A 20,108-nucleotide genomic window follows, 5' to 3' on the forward strand; every position below is an offset into this window, starting at 1 on the left:
TCCGTCAGGCGGCCGCCGTCGCCGATCTCGCGATGCGCCGGAGCTCGGGCCATGCGGCCTTCGTTCCGGCGATTAAGAGGCCATGCCTCCTGCCCTCGATCTTGTAAAGCCTTTCCTCGCCCTCGATGTCGCCGAGCAGGCCGCCGGCCTCGGCGAGGATCAGGTCCGCCGCCGCGATGTCCCAGTCGCTCGCGCTCGGTCGGATCAGCGTGCCGTCGAGCCGACCGGCCGCGACCTGCGCGATGCGGTAGGCGAGCGAGGGCGCGCTGACGGCGGCGCGAACGTTCCGCAGCATGTCCGGTGACAGCTTGCGGCGGAGCGCGTCCGGCATGGCGACCCGCAGTTCCTCGTCCGCGTCCACCCGTTCGCCGGCATCGAGGGGCAGGCCGTTCAGCCGCGCCCCTTCGCCGGCGGCGGCCTCGAAGACCTCCTCCCGCACCGGAACGTCGATCGCACCCGCAACGGGCCGGCCGCCCGCGACCACCGCGAGCGCGACGCACCACGTCTCCTCGCCGCGCAGGAACGAGCGGGTGCCGTCGATCGGATCCACCACGAAGAAGCGCTCCGGCGCGCCGGCGGCCGGCGCTTCCGCGACCGTCTCTTCCGACAGCCAGCCGTAGTCCGGCCTCGCGGCGAGCAATGTTTCCTTCAGGAAGGTGTCGACCGCGAGATCGGCCTCGCTGACCGGCGAATTGCCTTCCTTCCACCAGACATGCGGGTCCATGCGGAAGTAGCGGAGCGCGATCCGGCCGGCCTCCGCCGCGGCGTCGACGAGGAGGCGGAGATCGGCATCGGCGCTCAAGCGCCGCCCACCGTCATCGTCCCGACCCGCAGCGTCGGCGCGACGATCGAGAAGCGCGTGTCGGCGTCGTTCGCGAGCTGCATCGCGAGGAACATGTCCGCGAGGTGCCCGGCAAGCGTCATCTCCGAGATCGGGAAGGTCAGCTCGCCGTTCTCGATCATGAAGCCGGAGAAGCCGGCGGAATAGTCGCCGGTCACGAGGTTCGCGCCGTGGCCGATCGTGTCGGTGACGTAGACGCCGGTGCCGGTCGCGCGGATAAGCTCGGCCGCCGAGCTGCGCCCGAGCGTGATCTCGACATTGGTGGAGGACGGCGAAACGCCGCCCGACGAGCGCGACGCGCGTCCGTTCGTGGCGAGCCCGAACTCGCGCGCGGTGGCGCTGTCGAGCAGCCAGTTCCGCAAGGTGCCGTCGGCCACTAGTTCCAGATCGTCGCCTCTAACGCCCTCGCCGTCGAAGGCGCGCGAGCCGGGCCGGCGGGCGAGGCTCGGGCGGTCGGTCACCGACACGCCGTCCGGCAGCACCTTTGCGCCCATCCGGTCCTTCAGGAAGCTCGTGCCTCTGGCGATGGAAGCGCCGTTCAGCGCGCCAAGCAGGGTTCCCACCGCGCCGCGCGCGACGCGCGGGTCGAGCACGACTTCGTAGCGGCCGGTCGCGATCATGCGCGGGTTGACGCGGCGCACCGCCCGCTCGCCGGCGCGCCGGCCGATCGCCTCGTTGGCTTCGAGATCGGCGAAATGCAGGCGGGAATCGAAGTCGTAGTCCTGCTGCATCTTCACGCCTTCGCCGGCGACGGCCGCGACCTGCCGGTAGAAGGACGAACGCGTCCGCTGGCCGGAGAAGCCGCCGGAGGTGACGAGCACCAGGCCGGAATGGCCGTAGCCCGCCGACGCCCCTTGCGAGTTCGTCACGCCCGACACGGTGCGGGCGGCCTCCTCCAGCGCCAGCGCGTCCTCGCGAAGGCTGTCGCCGGAAGGCTCGGTCGGATCGAAGAGGTCGAGCTCGGCCGGCGCGTCCTTCAGGAGCAGCGCCGGGTCGGCGAGCCCGGCATAGGGGTCCTCCGGCGAGACCTTCGCCATCGCCACGGCCCGCTGCACCAGGGCATCGACCGCGACGCGCGCATCGGCGGACACGGAGGCGCTGCGGCGGCCGACGAAGACGCGCAGCGATATGTCCTCGCTTTCGGAGGCCTCAATCTCCTCCGGCTTGCCGAGCCGTACCGTCGCGCCCCGCGCCCGCGAGCGCACCACGGCGGCGTCCGCGGCGTCGGCGCCGAGCCGCTTCGCCGCTTCCACGAGGCGCGCGGCGGTATCGAGAAGGCTTTGCGTCGCGCTGTCCATCGGAGCGTCCGGTTCGTCGGGATCGACCCCATCTATGGTGCGGGACCGGTTCTGCCAACCGAAGCCGGACGCGGCACATTCGGTCGCGCCCGCCCCGCGGAACCCGCGCCGCCGGGCGGCCGTTGAATCCGCCCGGTCACCGAGTATTGCGATGGACAAGCGCCTTGCCTTTCACGCCGAGCGGTTCGGGCTCGTCGTGGTCGATCCGGAAGAGTTCCTGATCGAGCGCCGGCCGCGCGGGCGCGGCCATACGATCTGCTTCACGGCGGGCGACCGCCCGATGACCGAGGAGATCAAGAAGCGCATCAAGGCGCTCGGCATCCCGCCGGCCTGGCGGGACGTCCGGATCTGCCTCGAAGAGAACGGCCATATCCAGGCGATCGGCCGCGACGAGAAGGACCGCGTCCAGTACCGATACCATACGGACTGGTTGAACGTGCGCAACGCTGTGAAAACCGAGCGCCTGCTGCGCTTCGGCAAGTCGTTGCCGCGCCTTCGCAAGCGCATCTCGCGCGACATGCGCCGGAAGGAGGTCGACCGCCGCGCCGCCTCGGCCACCGCCGCCCGGCTCGTCGACATCGCCGCGATGCGGCCGGGCCACGAGAAATACGCCGAGGACGGCGGCCGGGGCGTCGCCTCCCTGACGAAGGGCGACATCCGCCTCGCCGGCAACGGCAATGGCGGCCAGCTCAAGTTCATGGGCAAGTCGTCGAAGCTGAACGAGATCGCCATCTCGGACCGCCGGCTGCTGGGCTCGATCGGGCGCATCCGCAAGCTGAAGGGCAAGCGGCTGTTCTCGTTCAAGGAGACCGGCGCCAAGCGCCGCAACCTGACCGCGCCGGTGCTGAACGAGTACCTGCGCGAGGCGGCGGAATCGAAAATCTCGGCGAAGGACTTCCGCACCTTCCACGGCTCGGCCGAGGCGCTGCGCTTCCTGATCGACGAAGTGGGCGGGACGGCCGATACCGAGCCGAAGCGCAAGCGCGCCGTCGCCGCCGCCATGCGCTCGGTCTCGGAGCGCCTGCGCAACACGCCGGCCGTCGCACGCGCTTCCTACGTCCACCCGGAGATCGTCACGGCCTTCGAGGAGCAGCGGCTCGATCCGGCGCTCCTGCGTGGCCGCGAGCGGGACGGGCTGAACCGCGTCGAGACCGGCCTGATGCGCTTCCTCGAAGAGGTCGCGACGAACTAGGCCATAGGGGATGCGCGCACCGGGCGGTCTAGCATGTCGCCGAGACTGCGCTTCACCTCCTCGCGCAACGGCTCGGTCTCGGCGAGGATTTCGCGCGCCTTCATGAAGTCGAGGACGCGCCAGCGCGAGACCGGCGGGCGGAACAGGATGTCGGGCGGGTCGGCCTTCAGCTTCGTCTCGATGATCGACTGCTGCATGAGCTGCGAGCCGCCCACCGCCGCCTCGAACGGCGTCGGCAGCCGGTCCGGGCCGCCCTCCGGGCCGCCGTTCAAGTCGACGGCGACAGTGACGCCGCAGCGGCCCTTCAGGCGGTCGAATGGCAGCGGATTATAGATGCCGCCGTCGATCAGCACCGCGCCGTCGCGTCGGACGGGGCGGAACACCGCCGGCAGCGCGGCGGAAGCCGCGAGCGCGCTGACGAGCGGTCCCGTCTCGATCGCGACCTCCTGCCTTGCGTAGAAGTCCGTCGCCGTGACGACGAGCGGCACGGGGAGCGCGTCGAGGTCGAGATCGACCAGCGGCGGCGGCAGGAAGGCGGCCAGGAGGCGTTCGGCGTTGAGCTGGCCGAGCCGGACGCCGCCATCGGCACGGAAAGCCGCGAAGCTCGCCGGGCGGCTCGCCCAGAGCCGGCCCATCACCTGCCGCGGCCCGGCGAAGGCGTCCAGCGTCCATTCGCGGATCGCCGCAGCCGCCATGCCGGACGCCAGCCCTGCGCCCATGATCGCGCCGATCGAGGAGCCGGCGATTGCGGCAGGCCGCAGCCCGAGGTCGTCGAAGGCCTGGAGGACGTGGAGATGCGCAAGGCCCCTCGCCCCGCCCCCGCCGAGGGCGAGGCCGACAGTCTGCTCGCGGCCCGCCGGCAAGCGGGCGCTCAGGAGTTGGCGGCGCCGACGGTCACCACCGTCGGCTCGGCCGACAGGAGCTTCTTCGCGACGCGCTTCACGTCGTCCAGCGTCACCGCGTCGATCAGCCCTTCGCGCTTCTGGATGTAGTCGATGCCGAGGTCGTCGAGCTGGATGCCGACCAGCGTCGCGGCGATCGCGCCGGAGGAATCGAGATTCTGGATGCCGTAGGAGCCTTTCACGAAATCCTTGGCGGCCTTCAGCTCGTCGGCGGTCGGCCCGTCGCTCGCCAGCCGCGCCATCTCGCGCTTGATGACGGCGATCGATTCCTGCGCCTTGTCGGCGCGCGTCGCGGTGGAAACGCCGAGCACCGCCGAATGGTCGAAGGAAGCGAGGAACGAGCTCGCGCCGTAGGCGAGACCGCGCTTCTCGCGCACCTCCTGGAACAGGCGCGAGGTGAAGGTGCCGCCGCCGAAGATGTGGTTCATCAGGTAGGCGGCGAAGAAGTCCGGGTCGTCCCGCTTCACGCCCGGCAGCGCGAAGCGGATCAACGTCTGCGGCACGTCGAGCGGCACCGCGACGCTCTTGCCCGTTGCCGGCGCGATCTCCGGCACGTTCGGCAGCTCGGCCTTCGCCGGCAGCTTGCCGAAGACGCGGTCGAGTTCAGCGCCTAGCGCTTCCGGGTCGATCGCGCCGACGACGCCGACGATGAGGTTGTCCCGCGCGAAGCCCCGTCCGCGGAAGCGCTGAAGATCCGCCTTGCCGACCGCCGCGAGCGTTTCCTTCGTGCCCTCGGAGGGGCGCGAGTAGGGATGGTTGGGAAAGATCGCCTCGCGCCAGGCCTTGCCGGCGAGCTGGTCCGGATCGTTCTCGTTGGCGAGGATGCCGGTGAGGAGTTGGCCGCGGATGCGCGCCACCGGCTCCTCGTCGAAGCGCGGTTCGTTCAGCGCGAGGCGCAGGAGGTCGAAGGCCTGGTCCTCGCTCTCGACGATCGTGCGAAACGAGCCGGAGAAGTTGTCGGTGGAGGCATCGAACGAGAGGCCGATGCCGAGTTCGTCGAGCTTCTCCTGGAACTCGGCGCTCTTCACGTCGCCGGCGCCCTCGTCGAGGAGACCGGACAGGAGGTTGGCGGTTCCCTCCTTGCCTGCCTCGTCGGCCGTCGAGCCCGAGCCCTTGAAGGCGAAGTTCACCGCGACGAGCGGGTTCGTGTAGTCCTCGACGAGCAGCGCCTTGATGCCGCCGGGGCTGGTGACTTGTTTGATCTCGATCGCTTGCGCCCCGACGATCCCGACGAGCAGGAAGGCGGCAGCCGCAGCGGCGGACCGGGCGAGGGTTCGGATGGTCGCGGTCACGCGGGACGGGTCCTTCAAGCGCATCGGATATCAGGAACGGTTCGCGGCGGGCGACGCCGCAGGCTCAGGCGCGGCGGCGGCCGCCTTGGCCGGGCCGTCCGGCAAGAGGTAGCCGGTGACGGAGCGCTTCGGCTGGAGAAACTTCCGCGCCGCTGCGTTCACCGCCTCCACCGTCACCTTCTCGATGCGGTCCGGATAGCTGTCGACGTCGGCGATCGTGCGGCCGATCGACAGGGCCGCGCCGTAGCGGCGGCCGAGCGAGGTCTGGCTGTCGCGCTCGTAGATGACGCCCTTGCGCACGTGGTTCTTGGCACGCTCCAGTTCGGCCGGAGTGATGCCGTCGGCAAGCACCTTCGCGAGCTCGGCCTCGATCGCCGTCTCCACGCGGGCGAGATCGGCGTCGCCGCGCGGCGTGCCGTAGACGCCGAACTCCCCCTCCTTCACCCGGCCGCTCTGGTAGAAGGCGCCCGCTCCTGCCGCGATGCCCTGTTCCACCACCAGCGAGCGGTAGAGCCGGCTCGTCGTGCCGCCGCCGAGGACGTCGGCCAGGACGTCGAGCGCCTCCGCCTCGCCGGGAGCGGCTGTGACGTCGGACGGCGCGAGGTAGGAGCGCTGCATCGAGGGCTGCGTCACCCGCGCGTCGCGCAGCGTCACGGTGCGGGCCGCCAGCGGCTCGGGTTCGACGGCGCGGCTGCTCGCGCGGTCGCCCGGCTCGGCGCGCCGCTTCACCTGCCCGAAGGTCTTCTCGGCGAGCCGGCGCACCTGGTCCGCGGTCACGTCGCCCGCGACGATCAGCGTCGCGTTGTTCGGCGTATAGTAGCGGTCGTACCAGGCGATCGCGTCCTCGCGCGACAGCTTCTCCATTTCGTGCCGCCAGCCGATCACCGGGATGCCGTAGTGGCTGTTCTGGTAGAGTGCCGCGTCCATCGCCTCGCCGAGCTGCGCGCCGGGATCGTTCTCGGTGCGCATCCGCCGCTCCTCGAGGATCACGTCCCGCTCCGGCAGGACGGCGGCGTCGTCGAGGACGAGGTTCTCCATCCGGTCGGACTCGAAGCGCATCATCTCCTCCAGCGCATCGGCCGGCACCTGCTGGTAGTAGGCGGTGTAGTCGGAGGTGGTGAAGGCGTTCTCCTCGCCGCCGATGTTCGACACGGCCGACGAGAACTCGCCGGCCTTGTGGTTCTTCGTGCCCTTGAACATCAGGTGCTCGAGGAAGTGGGCGATGCCGGAGGTGCCGGCCACCTCGTCCGCCGCGCCCGCCTTGTACCAGACCATCTGCGTCACGACCGGCGCGCGATGGTCCGGCAGCACCACGACCTGCAGCCCGTTGGCGAGGGCGAAGCTCTCGATCTTCGGGCGCTTGGCTTCCGCATCCGCCATGCGCTCGGCGGCGGTCATCGTCTTCTGCGACTCCGCCCTTGCACCGGCCGGTGCGAAAGCGACGACGAGGGCGAAGGCCGAGACGCCGAGAAGGCGGGAGTTGCGGAACATCAGCGGTCGGTCCTCGAAGCTTTTCAGGCAGGCGGCAAGTGCGCCGCCGGGTTAGCGGCCCCGGACTCTCGCCGCAATTTACGTTTTCGTTAGGGCGGCTGGCTCGAAGCGCAGGAAGCGGAACAGGCTGTCGCCGATCCGCCGTTCGTCGAGAACCGCGAAACCATCCGGCACCTCGAAGGGCGCCCCCGCCGCTTCCTCCGCGACGCAGAGCGCTTGTCGCTTCAGCCAGCCGCCGTCGCGGGCGCTCGCCAGGGCCTTGTCGCCGAGGCCGCGAGTATAGGGCGGGTCGGCGAACAGGAGATCGAACGGTTCCTGTGGGGCCGCGTCGCCGAGCTTCGTCGCGTCGCGCCGGAAGAGCTTCGTCGCGCCGGTCAGGCCGAACGCCTCGATATTGGCGCGCAGGAGGCCGCGCGCCTCGACGCCCTTCTCCACGAACAGGCAGAACCGGGCGCCGCGCGACAACGCTTCGATGCCGAGTGCCCCCGTGCCGGAAAAGAGGTCGAGGACGCGCGCACCGTCGAGCGCGCCCGGGAAGGCGTGGCCGAGGATGTTGAACAGCGTTTCGCGCGCCCGGTCGGTGGTGGGGCGGATCGCATCGGTCTTTGGCGTGGCGATGGCGCGGCCACGGAAACGGCCGCCGACGATGCGCAAGCCTCAGGCCCCGCCGCGCGGCGGCCGCCGGTTGCCGCCGCCGGCGGGCTTGCCGCCACCGCCGCCGAACGGGCGCTTCGGCCGGTCGCCGTCGCGGCGCGGCGGGCGCGGCTTGTCGCCATCGGCACGCTCGCGGCGCTCTCCCCTGTTCTCGAACGACGCGCCCGGCTTCTGGTCGCGGAAGCCGCTCGACCGGCGCGGCCTGTCGCCATCGGATTTCGATTGCGCACCGTCCGGGCGGTCGCGGAAGCCGCGCGAGCGGAACGGCTTCGCGTTGCCCTCTGTCGCGGCCCGCGCCTCGCGCTCGCGCTTCGCGGCGGCCTGCTTCTCGCCGAGCGGCCGACCGCCGGGCGCGATCCAGACATTGGCGCTGCGGCGCGCGCCGGGCTTCGGCCGCGCCGGGCGATCCTCGCCTAGCGCCTCGTCGCGGTTGGCGCGCTTGAACGGGCGCGGCGCATCGCCGTCCCGGTCGCGGCGCGGCCCCCGGTCGGGCCGCGTGTCGAGCCGCGCCAGCGCCGACTCGCGCTTGGCGTTGCCGAACTCGCGGCGGCCGGGCTTCCGCGCCGGCTTGCCGTCGCCCTTCGCCGTGACCCATTCGCTGCGCTCGGACTTCCGCTCCTCGCGAGCCGGCTCGGTCGCTTCGTCGCGGCGGCGCGGCGCGGCCTCCACCACGTCGTTCGAGAACTGGTTGACGACGGGTGCGTCGAAATCGGCCCCCGACTCCTCGATCAGCGTGGCCCCGAGCTGGTCGCGGAGTGTGCGGCCGCGCACCTCGCGCACCGCGCCTTCCGGCAGATCGCCGAGCTGGAACGGCCCGAAGGAGAGGCGGATCAGGCGGTTCACCTCCAAGCCGAGATGGCCGAGGATGCGCTTCACCTCGCGGTTCTTGCCTTCGCGCAGGCCCAGCGTCATCCAGACGTTGGCGCCCTTCTCCGAGTCGAGCGTCGCCTCGATCGCGCCGTAGAACACGCCGTCGATCGCGATACCGTGCTTTAGCTCGTCGAGCTGGCTTTGCGTGATCGCGCCGTGCGCGCGGACGCGGTAGCGCCGGAGCCAGCCGGTGGAGGGGAGTTCCAGCGTCCGCGCCAGCCCGCCGTCGTTGGTGAGGAGGAGCAGGCCTTCCGTGTTGATGTCGAGCCGCCCTACGGTGAGGACGCGCGGCAGGTCGTCCGGCAGGCGGTCGAACACGGTCGGCCGGCCTTCGGGGTCGCGGTTCGTGGTCACGAGGCCCGCCGGCTTGTGGTAGAGCCAGAGGCGGGTGCGCTCGGTCGCCGGCAGCGCCTCGCCGTCGATCTCGATCCGGTCGGTCGGCTTCACGGTGATCGCCGGCGTCTCGACGAGATGGCCGTTCAGCCGCACCCGCCCGTCGGCGATCATCGCCTCGGCGTCGCGCCGCGAGGCGATGCCGGCCCGCGCCAGGCGCTTGGCGATCCGCACCGCGCCGCCGCTCTCGGTCTCGTCGCCCGCAGCGGCCGGCGGCCGGCGTTCGAAGCGCTTGGGGCCGCCCTCGGCGCGGGCCGGGCTGCCGCGATGCTCGCCCCGCCCTTCGCGCCGGAAGCCACCCTTGCCCTCGCCGCCCCCCTTGCCTTCGCCGCCGCCCTTGCTCTCACCCTTGCCGGCGAAGGGTTTGCGCGGCCGCTCGAAGCGGCGCTCGCCGCCCTCTTCGCGCGGCGCATCGTCCCGCCGCGCGGGCCAGGGACGGAAGGGCTTGCCCTCGCGCACCCCGTCCTTCGGGCCGTCGCCGCGCGGTGCGAACGCTCGCTTGCCGCCGCGCTCGCCGCCCTTGCCCGGCCCCGGCGCACCGGCGCGGCCGCCGCCGCCCGCACCCGGACGTCCCGTCCGTCCGCCGTTCCGGTCACGCCCGCCCGGGCCGCGTCCGTCGCCGCCGCTTCTGTCGCTCATGATCTTTCTTTCGGTTCGGCCGCTGCTTATCAGGTCGCTCGGCACGAAGGGAAGTCATGACGAGGCCCGACACGGTGCGCGGCGGCTATATGGATCTGGCGCTCAACGAGGCGCGGGAAGCGGGGACACGCGGCGAAGTGCCGGTCGGCGCCGTTCTGGTGCTGGACGGCGCGGTGATCGCGGCCGCCGGCAACCGGACGCGCGAACGGAACGACCCGACCGCCCATGCAGAGATGCTGGCGATCCGGGACGCCTGCGTCCGCCTCGGGCAGGAGCGGCTCGCCGGCGCCGACCTCTACGTCACGCTTGAGCCCTGCGCGATGTGCGCGGCGGCGATCAGCTTCGCGAGGGTCAGGCGGCTCTACTACGGCGCGGCCGATCCGAAGGGCGGCGGCGTCGCGCACGGGCCTCGCTTCTACGCGCAAGCGACCTGCCACCATGCGCCGGAGGTTTATTCGGGCATCGCCGAGACGGCGAGCGCCGATCTCCTGCGCGGCTTCTTCGCCGCGCGGCGTACTTAAGGATCAGCGGTCGAAGGGGTTCAGCTTCGCGAGCTTGGAGAGCAAGCTCTGGTCCTTGCCCTTCATGCGCCGCTCCTTCACCTCCTCGTCCTCGCCGGGATCGCCGGCCGTCGCGGTGGCGGCCGGCTGCCGGTAGGCGAGCGGCGGCTCGGAAAGGTATTTCCGCTGCGCCGGGCTGCCCTGCTGTGCTTCCGCGAGCCGCTTCTTGAACTGGTCCCGTCCGGCGCTGAGCTGATCCGGCGGCAGCACGTTCGTCTTACGATCGTCCATCGGCGCCCAACGCTTGCCGTTGCCGACCGTGTTGCGCGCCTTCTGCTCCTCGCTGATGCCTTCCTTGTCGGCCATGAGCTGGTCCGGAGGAATGGCGCCGTCGGACGACTGGGCGTCAGCGGCGGCGCGGATGCGGGCGCTGCGGGCTTCCGGCGACTCCGGCCAGTTCGGGCTGTTCGCGGCGCTGGCGGCTTCCTGCGGCTGCGGCAGGACGGAGCGGTTCGTCGGCCGCACCAGCTCGGCACGCGGCGAATAGTCGATGTCCTGCTTGTTGGTCGAGCCGAGGGCGAGCATGCCGTCGAGGTCGTCGAAGAGCTGCGTGCCGGCCGACTTGCCGGTGCCGTAGGTCGGGCCAAGGCATCCGGACAGCAGCGCCGTCGCGCCAATCATCGCGAGCGCCGAGGCGGCGCGCGTCCTGCCGATCGTCATGCCCCACCGGCCCCCTTATCGCCGATAAACCCTCACGGCTTCGACGGATTCCCGCCGACACCTGTGCGGTCGGCGATCCCATCCGAATCTGTCGAATTCCGGGCGTTCCTTACCGAAGAACCATCGCCCGGGCAAGAAAGCGAAGCGCTGTGGCCGATCGGCCACTTCGCTTTCCACAAGCTCGCGCCACCGCTTCAAGCGGCGAGCCGTCCGGCCGCCTTCAGTTCCCGCAGCGCCCCGGCGTCGCGCGCAGAGACGTCCGGAAATTCCGGATCGGAGCCGACGTCGTCGGTGATCCGCCAGGAGCGGGCGCACTTCCGCCCTTCCGCCCGCGCCGGCATCACGGCGACGCCCGGCACGTCGGGCAGGCGGAACGCGCCTTCCGGAGCGGCGCCCTCCCCGAGCGTGAGGCCGCTGGTGATCGCGATCTCGGCGAAGTCCGCCTCGGCGACCAACGCCCGAAGCTCCGCGTCCTCGACGAAGACGACTGGAGCCGCTTCCAGCGACGAGCCGATGCGCTTCGCCCGCCGCTCCTCTTCCAGCGCGCCGGTGACGACACGGCGGACGCGGCGGAGCTTCTGCCACTTGGCGGCCAGTTCCGCGTCTTCCCAGGCCGGATCCGCCTTTCGCATCGCCTCCAGATGCACCGAGCGGCTTTCCTTGTGCCGTTCCAGCCAAGCCTCCTCCATGGTGAAGGGCAGCATCGGGGCGAGCCAAGTGACGAGATGGTCGAAGAGTTCGCGCACCAACTGCATGGCGGCCAGTCGCCGCCGCGAGGACGGCGCGTCGCAATAGAGCGCGTCCTTGCGGATGTCGAAGTAGAAGGCCGAAAGCTCCACTACGGCGAAGTCTAGGAGCGCGCGGGAGATGCGCTTGAAGTCGAAGTCGTCGTAGCCCTTCTCGACGACCTTGCCGAGCTCGGCGAGGCGGTGGAGCATCAGCCGCTCCAGTTCCGGCATCTCGTCGAGCGGCACCGTCTCGCCGGTGTCGTGCGCAAGCGTGCCGAGCATCCAGCGCACCGTGTTGCGGAGCTTGCGATAGCTGTCGATGTTGGTCTGGAGGATCGTCTTGCCGAGCCGCAGGTCCTCCGAATAGTCGGACGATACCACCCAGAGCCGCAGGATGTCGGCGCCGGACTGCTGCATCACCTCCTGCGGCGTCACGACGTTGCCGAGCGACTTCGACATCTTCCGCCCTTCCTCGTCCATGACGAAACCGTGCGTCAGCACCGCGTCGTAGGGCGCGCGGCCGCGCGTGCCGCAGCTTTCCAAGAGCGAGGAGTGGAACCAGCCGCGATGCTGGTCGGAGCCTTCGAGGTAGAGGTCGGCCGGCCATTTGAGGTCGGGCCGCTTCTCCAGGCAGAAGGCATGGGTCGAGCCCGAATCGAACCAGACGTCGAGGATGTCCTTCACTTGCGTCCATTCGGCCGCGTCGTGCCGGTTGCCGAGGAAGCGTTCCTTGGCGCCCGCCGCGAACCAGGCGTCCGCGCCCTCCTGCGCGAAGGCCGCGAGGATGCGCTCGTTCACCGCCTCGTCCTTCAGGACCTCGCCGTCCGCGTTGGCGAAGACGGCGATCGGCACGCCCCAGGCGCGCTGGCGCGACAGCACCCAGTCCGGCCGGTCGGCGATCATCCCGCCAATGCGGTTCCGGCCCGCCGCAGGCACGAAGCGCGTCGCGTCGATGGCGTTCAGCGCCCGCGTGCGCAACGTATCCCCCTCGCCGTATAGGTCCTTGTCCATATGGACGAACCATTGCGGCGTGTTGCGAAAGATCACCGGCTTCTTTGAGCGCCAGGAATGCGGGTACTGGTGCTTCATCCGGCCGCGCGCCAGGAGTTCGCCGACGGTGATGAGCTCGCTCATCACGCGCGCGTTGGCGTCGCCTTTCTTGCCTTTGTCGTCGATGACGCGCGCGGGGCCGCCTTCCGCATCCGGTCCGAAGCCCGGCGCGTCCACCGTGTAGTAGCCGTCGTCGTCCACCGGGAACGGGATCGCGGTGTCGATACCGCGCGCTTCGAGTTCCCGGCGGTTCGCGGTCCAGACGTCGAAGTCCTCGCGGCCGTGGGACGGCGCGGTGTGGACGAAGCCTGTGCCGGCCTCGTCGGTGACGTGCTCGCCCGCGAGCAGCGGCACAGGAAAGTCGTAGCCGCCGCCGAACTGGCGGAACGGATGCATGCAGATCAACGCGGCGAGTTCCGCTGCCGGCACGTCGCGCAGCCGCCGGAAGCCGCCCTCCGGTACCCGCGCCTTATCGAAGACATCCGCGGCGAGCTTGTCGGCGACAAGCAGCCGCTCGCCCTTCATCGCCCAGCGCGGCTTGTCGGGATCGTTCGGCGCCGTCACCTCGTAGAGGCCGTAGGATACCCGATCGGAATAGCTGACCGCCCGGTTGCCGGGGATCGTCCAGGGCGTCGTCGTCCAGATCACGACGCAGGCGCTGAAAAGGTCGCCGATCGGCCCGTCGCGCCCTTCCGCGTTCTGCTTGCGCACGGCATCGCGGAAGGCCTCGCGATCCTCGCCGAGCGACACACCCGGCTCGAACCGCCCCAGCACCGGGAACTTCACCCAGATCGTGTCGGACTCGTAGTCGTCGTACTCGACCTCGGCCTCGGCGAGCGCGGTCTTCTCGACCACCGACCACATCACCGGCTTCGAGCCGCGATAGAGCTGGCCCGACATGGCGAACTTCATGAGTTCGCCGGCGATCACGCTTTCCGCGTCGTAGGCCATCGTCAGGTAGGGGTTGGCGAAGTCGCCCTCGACGCCGAGGCGGCGGAACTCGGCCGACTGCACCCCAACCCAGTGCTCCGCATAGGCGCGGCATTCCTGCCGGAAGGCCACCATCGCGGCCGAATCCTTCAGGTCCGGCTTCGGCTTGCCCTTCGAGCGGTAGTTCTCCTCCTCGATCTTCCACTCGATCGGCAGGCCGTGGCAGTCCCAGCCGGGCACGTAGTTCGCGTCGTATCCCCGCATCTGGAACGAGCGGTTGATCACGTCCTTCAGGATCTTGTTCAGCGCGTGCCCGATGTGCAGATGGCCGTTGGCGTAGGGCGGGCCGTCGTGGAGGACGTATCTCGGCCGGTCCTTCGCGGCGGCACGAAGCTGGTCGTAGAGCCGCATGTCGTCCCAGCGCTTCAGCCATTCCGGCTCTTGCTTGGGCAGGCCGGCGCGCATCGGGAACTCGGTCTCGGGCAGGTAGAGCGTCTTCGAATAGTCGACGCCGGTGTCTAGCTTCGCTGGCTTGTCGTTCATCGGGTTCGAACCTGTCGGCGGCACAGGCGTTCAGCCCGGCGGCACGGATCGGCAAAGGAATGGGTTGCGCTGCTCGTCGTCCCGGCGCTTCGGACGGCAGAACCGCCGCTAGAAGGCCGGGCGGCTAATTCGAAGGATCGAAAGGGCGCGCGGAAAATCCATGGCGCAAGCCTGTAACAACTCATGAGCCGCAAGGAAAGCATCGCCGATGCGGGGGACGAACCGCGCCGCCTCGACGGCGAGGATGCGGTCGCGGCGCGGATGGCGCTGGTCGACGCGCCGCACGTGGCGGGGCTCAACGCGCTCGCCCGCCGGATCGCGGCGGAGCACGGCGCCGCGCCGTTCTTCGACCCGCTCGGGGGCGGAGCCGAAGCGTCCATCCTCCTCCTCCTGGAAACGCCCGGCACGCGGATCGGCCCGGCGCGGTTCGTCAGCCAGGACAACGCGACGGGCACCGGCCGCAACCTCCGCCGGTTCTTCGGCGAAGCCGGGATCGGACGGCGCGACGTCGTGATCTGGAACGCCGTGCCCTTCATCATCCACGCCGAAGGTGCCCGCAACCGTGCGCCGACCAGAGGGGAAGCGGCGGCGGGGATGCGCTGGCTGCCGCCGCTCCTCGACCTCCTGCCGAACCTCAAGGCCGCCGTCATGGCCGGGCGCTTCGCGAAGCGCTGCCGGCCGGAGTTGGAACGGCTGCGGCCCGGCCTCCCCCTGTTCGAGATGCCGCATCCGAGCCCGGTCTACGTGGTGACGAAGCCGACCATCGCGCCCGGCATCGTCGCGACCTTGCGCGAGGCGCGCGAAGCGGCGGAGCGTTAGGCGGCGGAGCGTTAGAAAGACAGCAACCGGTCGAGCGGCGACAGGGGCTGGGCGCCCGCCAGCGCGGCGCGTGCCTCCTCGGCGTCGCGGTCCATCTGTCGGATCAGCGCCTCGACGCGGTCGAACTTCTCTTCGCCGCGCAGCCAGGCGAAGAGCGCGACGTCGCAGGTCTCGCCGTAGAGGTCGCCGGCGAAGTCGAAGAGGAAGGTCTCGAACAGCGCCGCGCCGTTGTCGAAGGTCGGCCGCCGCCCGTAGCTCGCGACGCCGCCGAGTAGGGTGCCGTCCGAGCGGCGCAAGCGCACCGCGTAGATGCCGTGCGCGAGGAGGCCGTTCTCGACCAGTGCCATGTTGGCGGTGGGATAGCCGAGCTGGCGGCCGAGCTTCTGGCCGCCGATCACCGGCGCCTCGATCGTCCAGCGATAGCCGAGGAGCGCCGCCGCGCCCGCGACGTTCCCCTGCCCAAGATCGTGCCGGATGCGGCTGGAGGAGACCGGCGCGCCGCTTTCGTCGGCGAAGGCTTCGACGGCGGTGACGCCGAAGCCGTACCGCTCGCCCGCGGCGCGCAAGGTCGCGACCGTGCCGCTCCGCTTCGCGCCGTAGCAGAAGTCGAAGCCGACCACGACGTGCCGGGCGCCGAGTCCTTCGACCAGGACGGCGCGCACGAACTCGTCGGCCGAAAGGGCGGCGAAGGCCCGGTCGAAGGGCTGCTCCACCACCGCCGCGAAGCCGAGCGCGGCGAGGAGCCGCGCCTTCACCGGCGGCGGCGTCAGGCGCAGCACCGGCCGGTCCGGCGCGAAGACGCTGCGCGGATGCGGCTCGAAGGTCAGGCAGAGCGCCGGAATGCCGTCCCGCCCGGCGATTTCGATCGCAGCCCCCAGCACCGCCTGATGGCCGCGATGGATGCCGTCGAAATTGCCGATCGCGACGACGCCGCCGCGAAACCCTTCCGCCAGCGTCGAGGCCGGGCCGAAACGGCGGATGCCGGCGGCGCTCATCGCAGCGTCGGCATGACGTAGCGCGCCGCGAGACCCTGTGCGCCGAGCGCCTCGCCGATGCCCGCCCCCAGTTCGTCGCGGTGGACGCCCTCGGCGATGAGGAGCACGTCGACGCCGTAGTCGTTGGCGCCGCGGATGTCGGTATGGAGGCCGTCGCCGATCGCGAGCACCGCGGTCGGCCGCCCGGCGGTGCCCGCTTCCCGCGCCGCCAGATCGTAGATCGGGCGATAGGGCTTGCCCGCCATCGCGACCGCGCCGCCCTCCGCCCCGTAGGCTTTCGCGAGCGCGCCGGCGCAGAAGATCAGCTTCGCGCCGCGATGCACGACGACGTCCGGGTTGGCGCAGACCATCGGCAGGTTGCGCTCGCGCAGCCGCGCCAGAAGCTCGGCGTAGTCGTCCGGCGTTTCCGTCTCGTCGTCGAAGAGACCGGTCGCGACGATCGTCTCCGCCTCCGCCTCCCCGACGAAATCGACCTCGATACCGGTGAAGATGTCCTTGTTGCGCTCCGGCCCGATGTGGAAGAGCCGCCGCGGGCCGGAGGCGATGAGGTCGCGCGTGACATCGCCGGAGGTGACGATCCGGTCGTAGGCTTCCCGCGAGAAGCTCAACGAATCGAGCTGGCGCGCGACGCCTTCCAAGGGTCGCGGCGAGTTCGTCAGCAGCACCACGGTGCGGCCGGCCTGCCGCGCCTGCCGGAGCGCCGCCTCGGCGGCGGCGTGCTTCTCGACGCCGTCGTGGATGACGCCCCAGACGTCGCAGAAGATCGCCTCGTAGCGCGGAACCACGGTGCCGAGGTCGGCGATGGCTTCGGGAGCGGTCATGATCGGTCGCGGTCTTCCGATGGAAAAGCCGCCCGGCGAAAGGCGCGAAGGCTTCGCCGAGCGCGATTAAGTGGCATGCGCCGTGGCGTCAAGCGAGCCGCTGGTCGCAGCCGGGGCGGTGGATGGCTCCGGCCGAGCCCTTGCGGCGCGCGGAGCCCGCAGCCATATCGGGGCCGGCGACGCCCGCCCGGCGGCTGTCGCGAAAATTTCACGCCGCCTCGCCTTGCGCGAAGCTTGACAGCCGGACCCCCGCCGAACTATCTCGCCGCCTGTTAGCACTCGTTCATATCGAGTGCCAGACCATCCGGCCGGGCCTCGCTTCGAGTGTCCGGTTTCGCTTTACGAGCTTGAGGAAACTCACCATGGCAACCCTGAACTTCCGTCCGCTGCACGACCGCGTCGTGGTTCGCCGCGTCGAGTCCGAGCAGAAGACCGCCGGCGGCATCATCATTCCGGACACCGCCAAGGAGAAGCCGCAGGAAGGCGAAGTCGTCGCCGTCGGCCCCGGCGCCCGCGACGACAAGGGCGCGGTGCAGGCGCTCGACGTCAAGGCCGGCGACCGCGTTCTGTTCGGCAAGTGGTCCGGCACCGAGGTCAAGGTGAACGGCGAAGATCTCCTCATCATGAAGGAGAGCGACATCATGGGCGTGATCGCCGCCTGATCGGCGCCTTCCTTCCCACTCTTCCCATCCATCCGAGAACGGCGCTTCTCTCAGGAACGCGCCCTTAGGAGAGAACAGACATGGCAGCCAAGGACGTAAAATTCGGCCGTGACGCCCGCGAGCGGATGCTGCGCGGCGTCGACATCCTCGCCGACGCGGTGAAGGTCACGCTCGGCCCCAAGGGCCGCAACGTCGTGATCGACAAGTCGTTCGGCGCTCCGCGCATCACCAAGGACGGCGTTTCCGTCGCCAAGGAGATCGAGCTCGAGGACAAGTTCGAGAACATGGGCGCCCAGATGGTGCGCGAAGTGGCCTCGAAGACCAACGACAAGGCCGGCGACGGCACGACCACCGCGACCGTCCTCGCCCAGGCGATCGTCAAGGAAGGCGCCAAGGCGGTGGCCGCCGGCATGAACCCGATGGACGTCAAGCGCGGCATCGACGCGGCGGTCATCAAGGTCGTCGACGCGCTCGTGTCTTCGGCCCGCAAGATCGAGACCTCGGACGAGGTCGCGCAGGTCGGCACCATCTCCGCCAACGGCGAGAAGGAAATCGGCCAGATGATCGCGAACGCGATGCAGAAGGTCGGCAACGAGGGCGTCATCACGGTCGAGGAAGCCAAGACCGCCGACACCGAGCTCGAAGTCGTCGAAGGCATGCAGTTCGACCGCGGCTACCTCTCGCCGTACTTCGTCACCAACGCCGAGAAGATGGTGGCCGAGCTCGAGGACCCGTACATCCTCCTCCATGAGAAGAAGCTCTCGAACCTCCAGGCGATGCTGCCGGTGCTCGAGGCCGTGGTGCAGTCCGGCAAGCCGCTCCTCATCATCTCCGAGGACGTCGAGGGCGAGGCTCTGGCCACGCTCGTCGTCAACAAGCTGCGCGGCGGCCTGAAGATCGCCGCCGTCAAGGCTCCGGGCTTCGGCGACCGCCGCAAGGCCATGCTCGAGGACATCGCGATCCTAACCAACGGCCAGGTGATCTCCGAGGACCTCGGCATCAAGCTCGAGAACGTCACCCTCGACATGCTCGGCCGCGCCAAGAAGGTCTCCATCACCAAGGAGAACACCACGATCGTCGACGGCTCGGGCGAGTCCTCGCAGATTCAGGGCCGCGTCGCGCAGATCAAGGCGCAGATCGAGGAGACCACCTCGGACTACGACAAGGAGAAGCTGCAGGAGCGTCTGGCGAAGCTCGCCGGCGGCGTCGCGGTGATCCGCGTCGGCGGCTCGACCGAGGTCGAGGTCAAGGAGAAGAAGGACCGCGTCGACGACGCACTCAACGCGACCCGCGCGGCCGTGGAAGAGGGCATCGTGGCGGGCGGCGGCGTCGCGCTGCTGCGCGCCGGCAACAGCCTCGACATCAAGGGCGAGAACGCCGATCAGGACGCCGGCATCGCCATCGTCCGCAAGGCGCTCCAGTCGCCGCTGCGCCAGATCGTCGTCAACGCCGGTGGCGAGGGCTCGATCGTGGTCGGCAAGCTGCTCGACAACTCGTCGGCCACCTTCGGCTACAACGCCCAGACCGGCGAATACGGCGACATGATCCAGGCTGGCATCGTCGACCCGGTGAAGGTCGTGCGCTCGGCGCTGCAGGACGCGGCTTCGGTCGCGGGTCTCCTGGTCACCACCGAGGCCATGATCTCCGAGGCTCCGAAGAAGGACTCGGGCGCTCCCGCGATGCCCGGCGGCGGCATGGGCGGCATGGGCGGCATGGACTTCTAAGTCCAGCCTCCATCGGCAGATGAAACGGGGCGGCAGCGATGCCGCCCTTTTCTTTTGCGACGTTTCCCGGCACCCTCGCCGCCGGGGCGTAAACCTTGCGTTTACACGTTCCGCCCACCCTCGGACGGGAGGAGGCGACATGAACTACCCGGGCATCGGCGCGAACGAGATCGTCTACGCCGTCGGCGACGTTCACGGCTGCGCCGACCTTCTCGATGCGTTGCTGGAGCGGATCGAGACCGACCGCGCGCGGCGGCCGGATGCCGAGATCCTCGAAATCTACCTCGGCGACTACATCGACCGCGGTGCCGACAGCGCCGGCGTCATCCGCCGCCTCAGGGCGCGCGGAGCGGAACGCTCGATCGTCTGCCTGCTCGGCAATCACGAAGCGATGTTGCTCGACGTCCTGACCGGCAACCTCGACGCTTCGCACTGGCTCGACAATGGCGGCGATGCCACGCTCGCCTCCTACGGCATTCCGCCGCCGCTGTTCGGATCGTCCGATCCCTCGCCCTTCGGCCGGTTCCCGGCCGCCGACCTCGGCTTCCTGCAGTCGCTGCGGCTGACGCATCGACATGGGCCCTATTTCTTCGTCCATGCGGGCGTCCGGCCGGGCGTGCCGCTCGACAGGCAGGATCCGCAAGACCTCGTCTGGATCCGCGACGACTTCCTCGACTACGACGACCCGCTCGGCGCCGTGGTCGTCCATGGCCACACGCCGATCGAGGAACCGGAATTCCGGCCGAGCCGCATCAACATCGACACCGGCGCGGTGTTCACCGGCCGGCTGACCTGCCTCCGGATCGACCGCGACGGCGCCGAAATCCTCTGATCAGTTGTTCGGCCCGTCGATGCGGCTCGGCGCGATCGGGTCGGAAGCCGGGAACGTCTCGTCCAGCCCTTCGTCCAACTGCTCCTCGTCGGTCATCGGGCGCTCCTGGTCGCCGCGCGGCTGCGGATCGGCGGGGATCGCCGGCTCCGGCGCGCCTTTCGAGCGGTCGGATGTGGCGTTGGAGCCTTGGTCGAGCTTCGACATGGGTGTCC

Annotated in this window: 18 protein-coding genes; 6 read left to right on the forward strand and 12 right to left on the reverse strand. The window is 70.1% G+C overall.

Annotation, left to right across the window (positions count from 1 at the left end):
• Window positions 1–4: 4 nt before the first annotated feature.
• Together F6X38_RS00430 and F6X38_RS00435 are read right to left on the reverse strand one after the other, a co-directional pair.
• Window positions 5–802 carry a 3'(2'),5'-bisphosphate nucleotidase CysQ gene (locus tag F6X38_RS00430; protein ID WP_150967568.1) on the reverse strand — a complete coding sequence of 266 codons (798 nt, stop codon included), beginning with the start codon at window positions 800–802 and terminating at the stop codon, window positions 5–7.
• Window positions 799–2,139, reverse strand: coding sequence for a TldD/PmbA family protein (locus F6X38_RS00435; RefSeq protein ID WP_150967569.1), 1,341 nt, complete (start codon window positions 2,137–2,139; stop codon window positions 799–801). Before F6X38_RS00435 ends, F6X38_RS00430 begins: the two co-directional genes overlap by 4 nt.
• Before the next feature lie 151 nt (window positions 2,140–2,290).
• On the opposite strand from F6X38_RS00435, the gene F6X38_RS00440 reads away from it, so the two are divergent.
• On the forward strand, window positions 2,291–3,331 hold the full coding sequence (locus F6X38_RS00440) for a DNA topoisomerase IB (RefSeq protein WP_150967570.1): 1,041 nt from the start codon (window positions 2,291–2,293) through the stop codon (window positions 3,329–3,331).
• Here F6X38_RS00440 and F6X38_RS00445 read toward each other — a convergent pair.
• The 5 genes from F6X38_RS00445 to F6X38_RS00465 form a co-directional block, all read right to left on the reverse strand.
• Window positions 3,328–4,194, reverse strand: a complete 867-nt coding sequence (locus tag F6X38_RS00445; RefSeq protein ID WP_246191113.1) for a patatin-like phospholipase family protein — start codon at window positions 4,192–4,194, stop codon at window positions 3,328–3,330. The genes F6X38_RS00440 and F6X38_RS00445 overlap by 4 nt on opposite strands.
• Before the next feature lie 8 nt (window positions 4,195–4,202).
• Complete coding sequence (locus tag F6X38_RS00450) at window positions 4,203–5,525, reverse strand: M16 family metallopeptidase (protein ID WP_246191114.1); 1,323 nt, start codon at window positions 5,523–5,525, stop codon at window positions 4,203–4,205.
• Between the two features lie 30 nt (window positions 5,526–5,555).
• On the reverse strand, window positions 5,556–7,016 hold the full coding sequence (locus tag F6X38_RS00455) for a M16 family metallopeptidase (RefSeq protein ID WP_150967573.1): 1,461 nt from the start codon (window positions 7,014–7,016) through the stop codon (window positions 5,556–5,558).
• A 78-nt stretch (window positions 7,017–7,094) separates the two neighbouring features.
• On the reverse strand, window positions 7,095–7,670 hold the full coding sequence (gene rsmD / locus F6X38_RS00460) for a 16S rRNA (guanine(966)-N(2))-methyltransferase RsmD (RefSeq protein ID WP_150967574.1): 576 nt from the start codon (window positions 7,668–7,670) through the stop codon (window positions 7,095–7,097).
• A 3-nt stretch (window positions 7,671–7,673) separates the two neighbouring features.
• Window positions 7,674–9,572 carry a pseudouridine synthase gene (locus tag F6X38_RS00465; RefSeq protein WP_150967575.1) on the reverse strand — a complete coding sequence of 633 codons (1,899 nt, stop codon included), beginning with the start codon at window positions 9,570–9,572 and terminating at the stop codon, window positions 7,674–7,676.
• Between the two features lie 89 nt (window positions 9,573–9,661).
• Between F6X38_RS00465 and F6X38_RS00470 the strand changes: the two genes are divergently transcribed.
• On the forward strand, window positions 9,662–10,093 hold the full coding sequence (locus tag F6X38_RS00470; protein WP_150967961.1) for a nucleoside deaminase: 432 nt from the start codon (window positions 9,662–9,664) through the stop codon (window positions 10,091–10,093).
• Window positions 10,094–10,096: 3 nt separating this feature from the next.
• Here F6X38_RS00470 and F6X38_RS00475 read toward each other — a convergent pair whose 3' ends face one another.
• Together F6X38_RS00475 and ileS are read right to left on the reverse strand one after the other, a co-directional pair.
• Window positions 10,097–10,792, reverse strand: coding sequence for a hypothetical protein (locus F6X38_RS00475; RefSeq protein WP_150967576.1), 696 nt, complete (start codon window positions 10,790–10,792; stop codon window positions 10,097–10,099).
• Window positions 10,793–10,986: 194 nt separating this feature from the next.
• Window positions 10,987–14,043 (reverse strand): isoleucine--tRNA ligase, encoded by a 3,057-nt coding sequence (gene ileS, locus F6X38_RS00480; protein WP_150967577.1) that lies wholly within the window; start codon window positions 14,041–14,043, stop codon window positions 10,987–10,989.
• 183 nt (window positions 14,044–14,226) lie between these two features.
• Here ileS and F6X38_RS00485 point away from each other — a divergent pair, with 183 nt between their 5' ends.
• Window positions 14,227–14,862: a uracil-DNA glycosylase family protein gene (locus F6X38_RS00485; protein ID WP_150967578.1), complete on the forward strand. Its 636-nt coding sequence runs from the start codon at window positions 14,227–14,229 to the stop codon at window positions 14,860–14,862.
• 11 nt (window positions 14,863–14,873) lie between these two features.
• Here F6X38_RS00485 and F6X38_RS00490 read toward each other — a convergent pair whose 3' ends face one another.
• Both F6X38_RS00490 and F6X38_RS00495 read right to left on the reverse strand, forming a co-directional pair.
• Window positions 14,874–15,857 carry a bifunctional riboflavin kinase/FAD synthetase gene (locus F6X38_RS00490; RefSeq protein WP_150967579.1) on the reverse strand — a complete coding sequence of 328 codons (984 nt, stop codon included), beginning with the start codon at window positions 15,855–15,857 and terminating at the stop codon, window positions 14,874–14,876.
• Entirely contained in the window at window positions 15,854–16,678 is an 825-nt protein-coding gene (locus F6X38_RS00495; RefSeq protein WP_150967580.1) for a TIGR01459 family HAD-type hydrolase, read from the reverse strand. Before F6X38_RS00495 ends, F6X38_RS00490 begins: the two co-directional genes overlap by 4 nt.
• A gap of 362 nt (window positions 16,679–17,040) precedes the next feature.
• Here F6X38_RS00495 and groES point away from each other — a divergent pair, with 362 nt between their 5' ends.
• The 3 genes from groES (at window position 17,041) to F6X38_RS00510 (ending at window position 19,896) form a co-directional block, all read left to right on the forward strand.
• On the forward strand, window positions 17,041–17,340 hold the full coding sequence (gene groES, locus F6X38_RS00500) for a co-chaperone GroES (protein ID WP_150967581.1): 300 nt from the start codon (window positions 17,041–17,043) through the stop codon (window positions 17,338–17,340).
• Between the two features lie 80 nt (window positions 17,341–17,420).
• Window positions 17,421–19,064 carry a chaperonin GroEL gene (gene groL / locus F6X38_RS00505; protein ID WP_150967582.1) on the forward strand — a complete coding sequence of 548 codons (1,644 nt, stop codon included), beginning with the start codon at window positions 17,421–17,423 and terminating at the stop codon, window positions 19,062–19,064.
• Between the two features lie 139 nt (window positions 19,065–19,203).
• A complete protein-coding gene (locus F6X38_RS00510; RefSeq protein ID WP_150967583.1) occupies window positions 19,204–19,896 on the forward strand; it encodes a metallophosphoesterase family protein in 693 nt (230 codons plus the stop codon).
• Here F6X38_RS00510 and F6X38_RS00515 read toward each other — a convergent pair whose 3' ends face one another.
• Window positions 19,897–20,100, reverse strand: coding sequence for a hypothetical protein (locus tag F6X38_RS00515; RefSeq protein ID WP_150967584.1), 204 nt, complete (start codon window positions 20,098–20,100; stop codon window positions 19,897–19,899). It lies immediately after the preceding gene.
• Between the last annotated feature and the right edge of the window lie 8 nt (window positions 20,101–20,108).

This window comes from Plantimonas leprariae (assembly GCF_008802405.1).
Lineage (GTDB): Bacteria > Pseudomonadota > Alphaproteobacteria > Rhizobiales > Rhizobiaceae > Plantimonas > Plantimonas leprariae.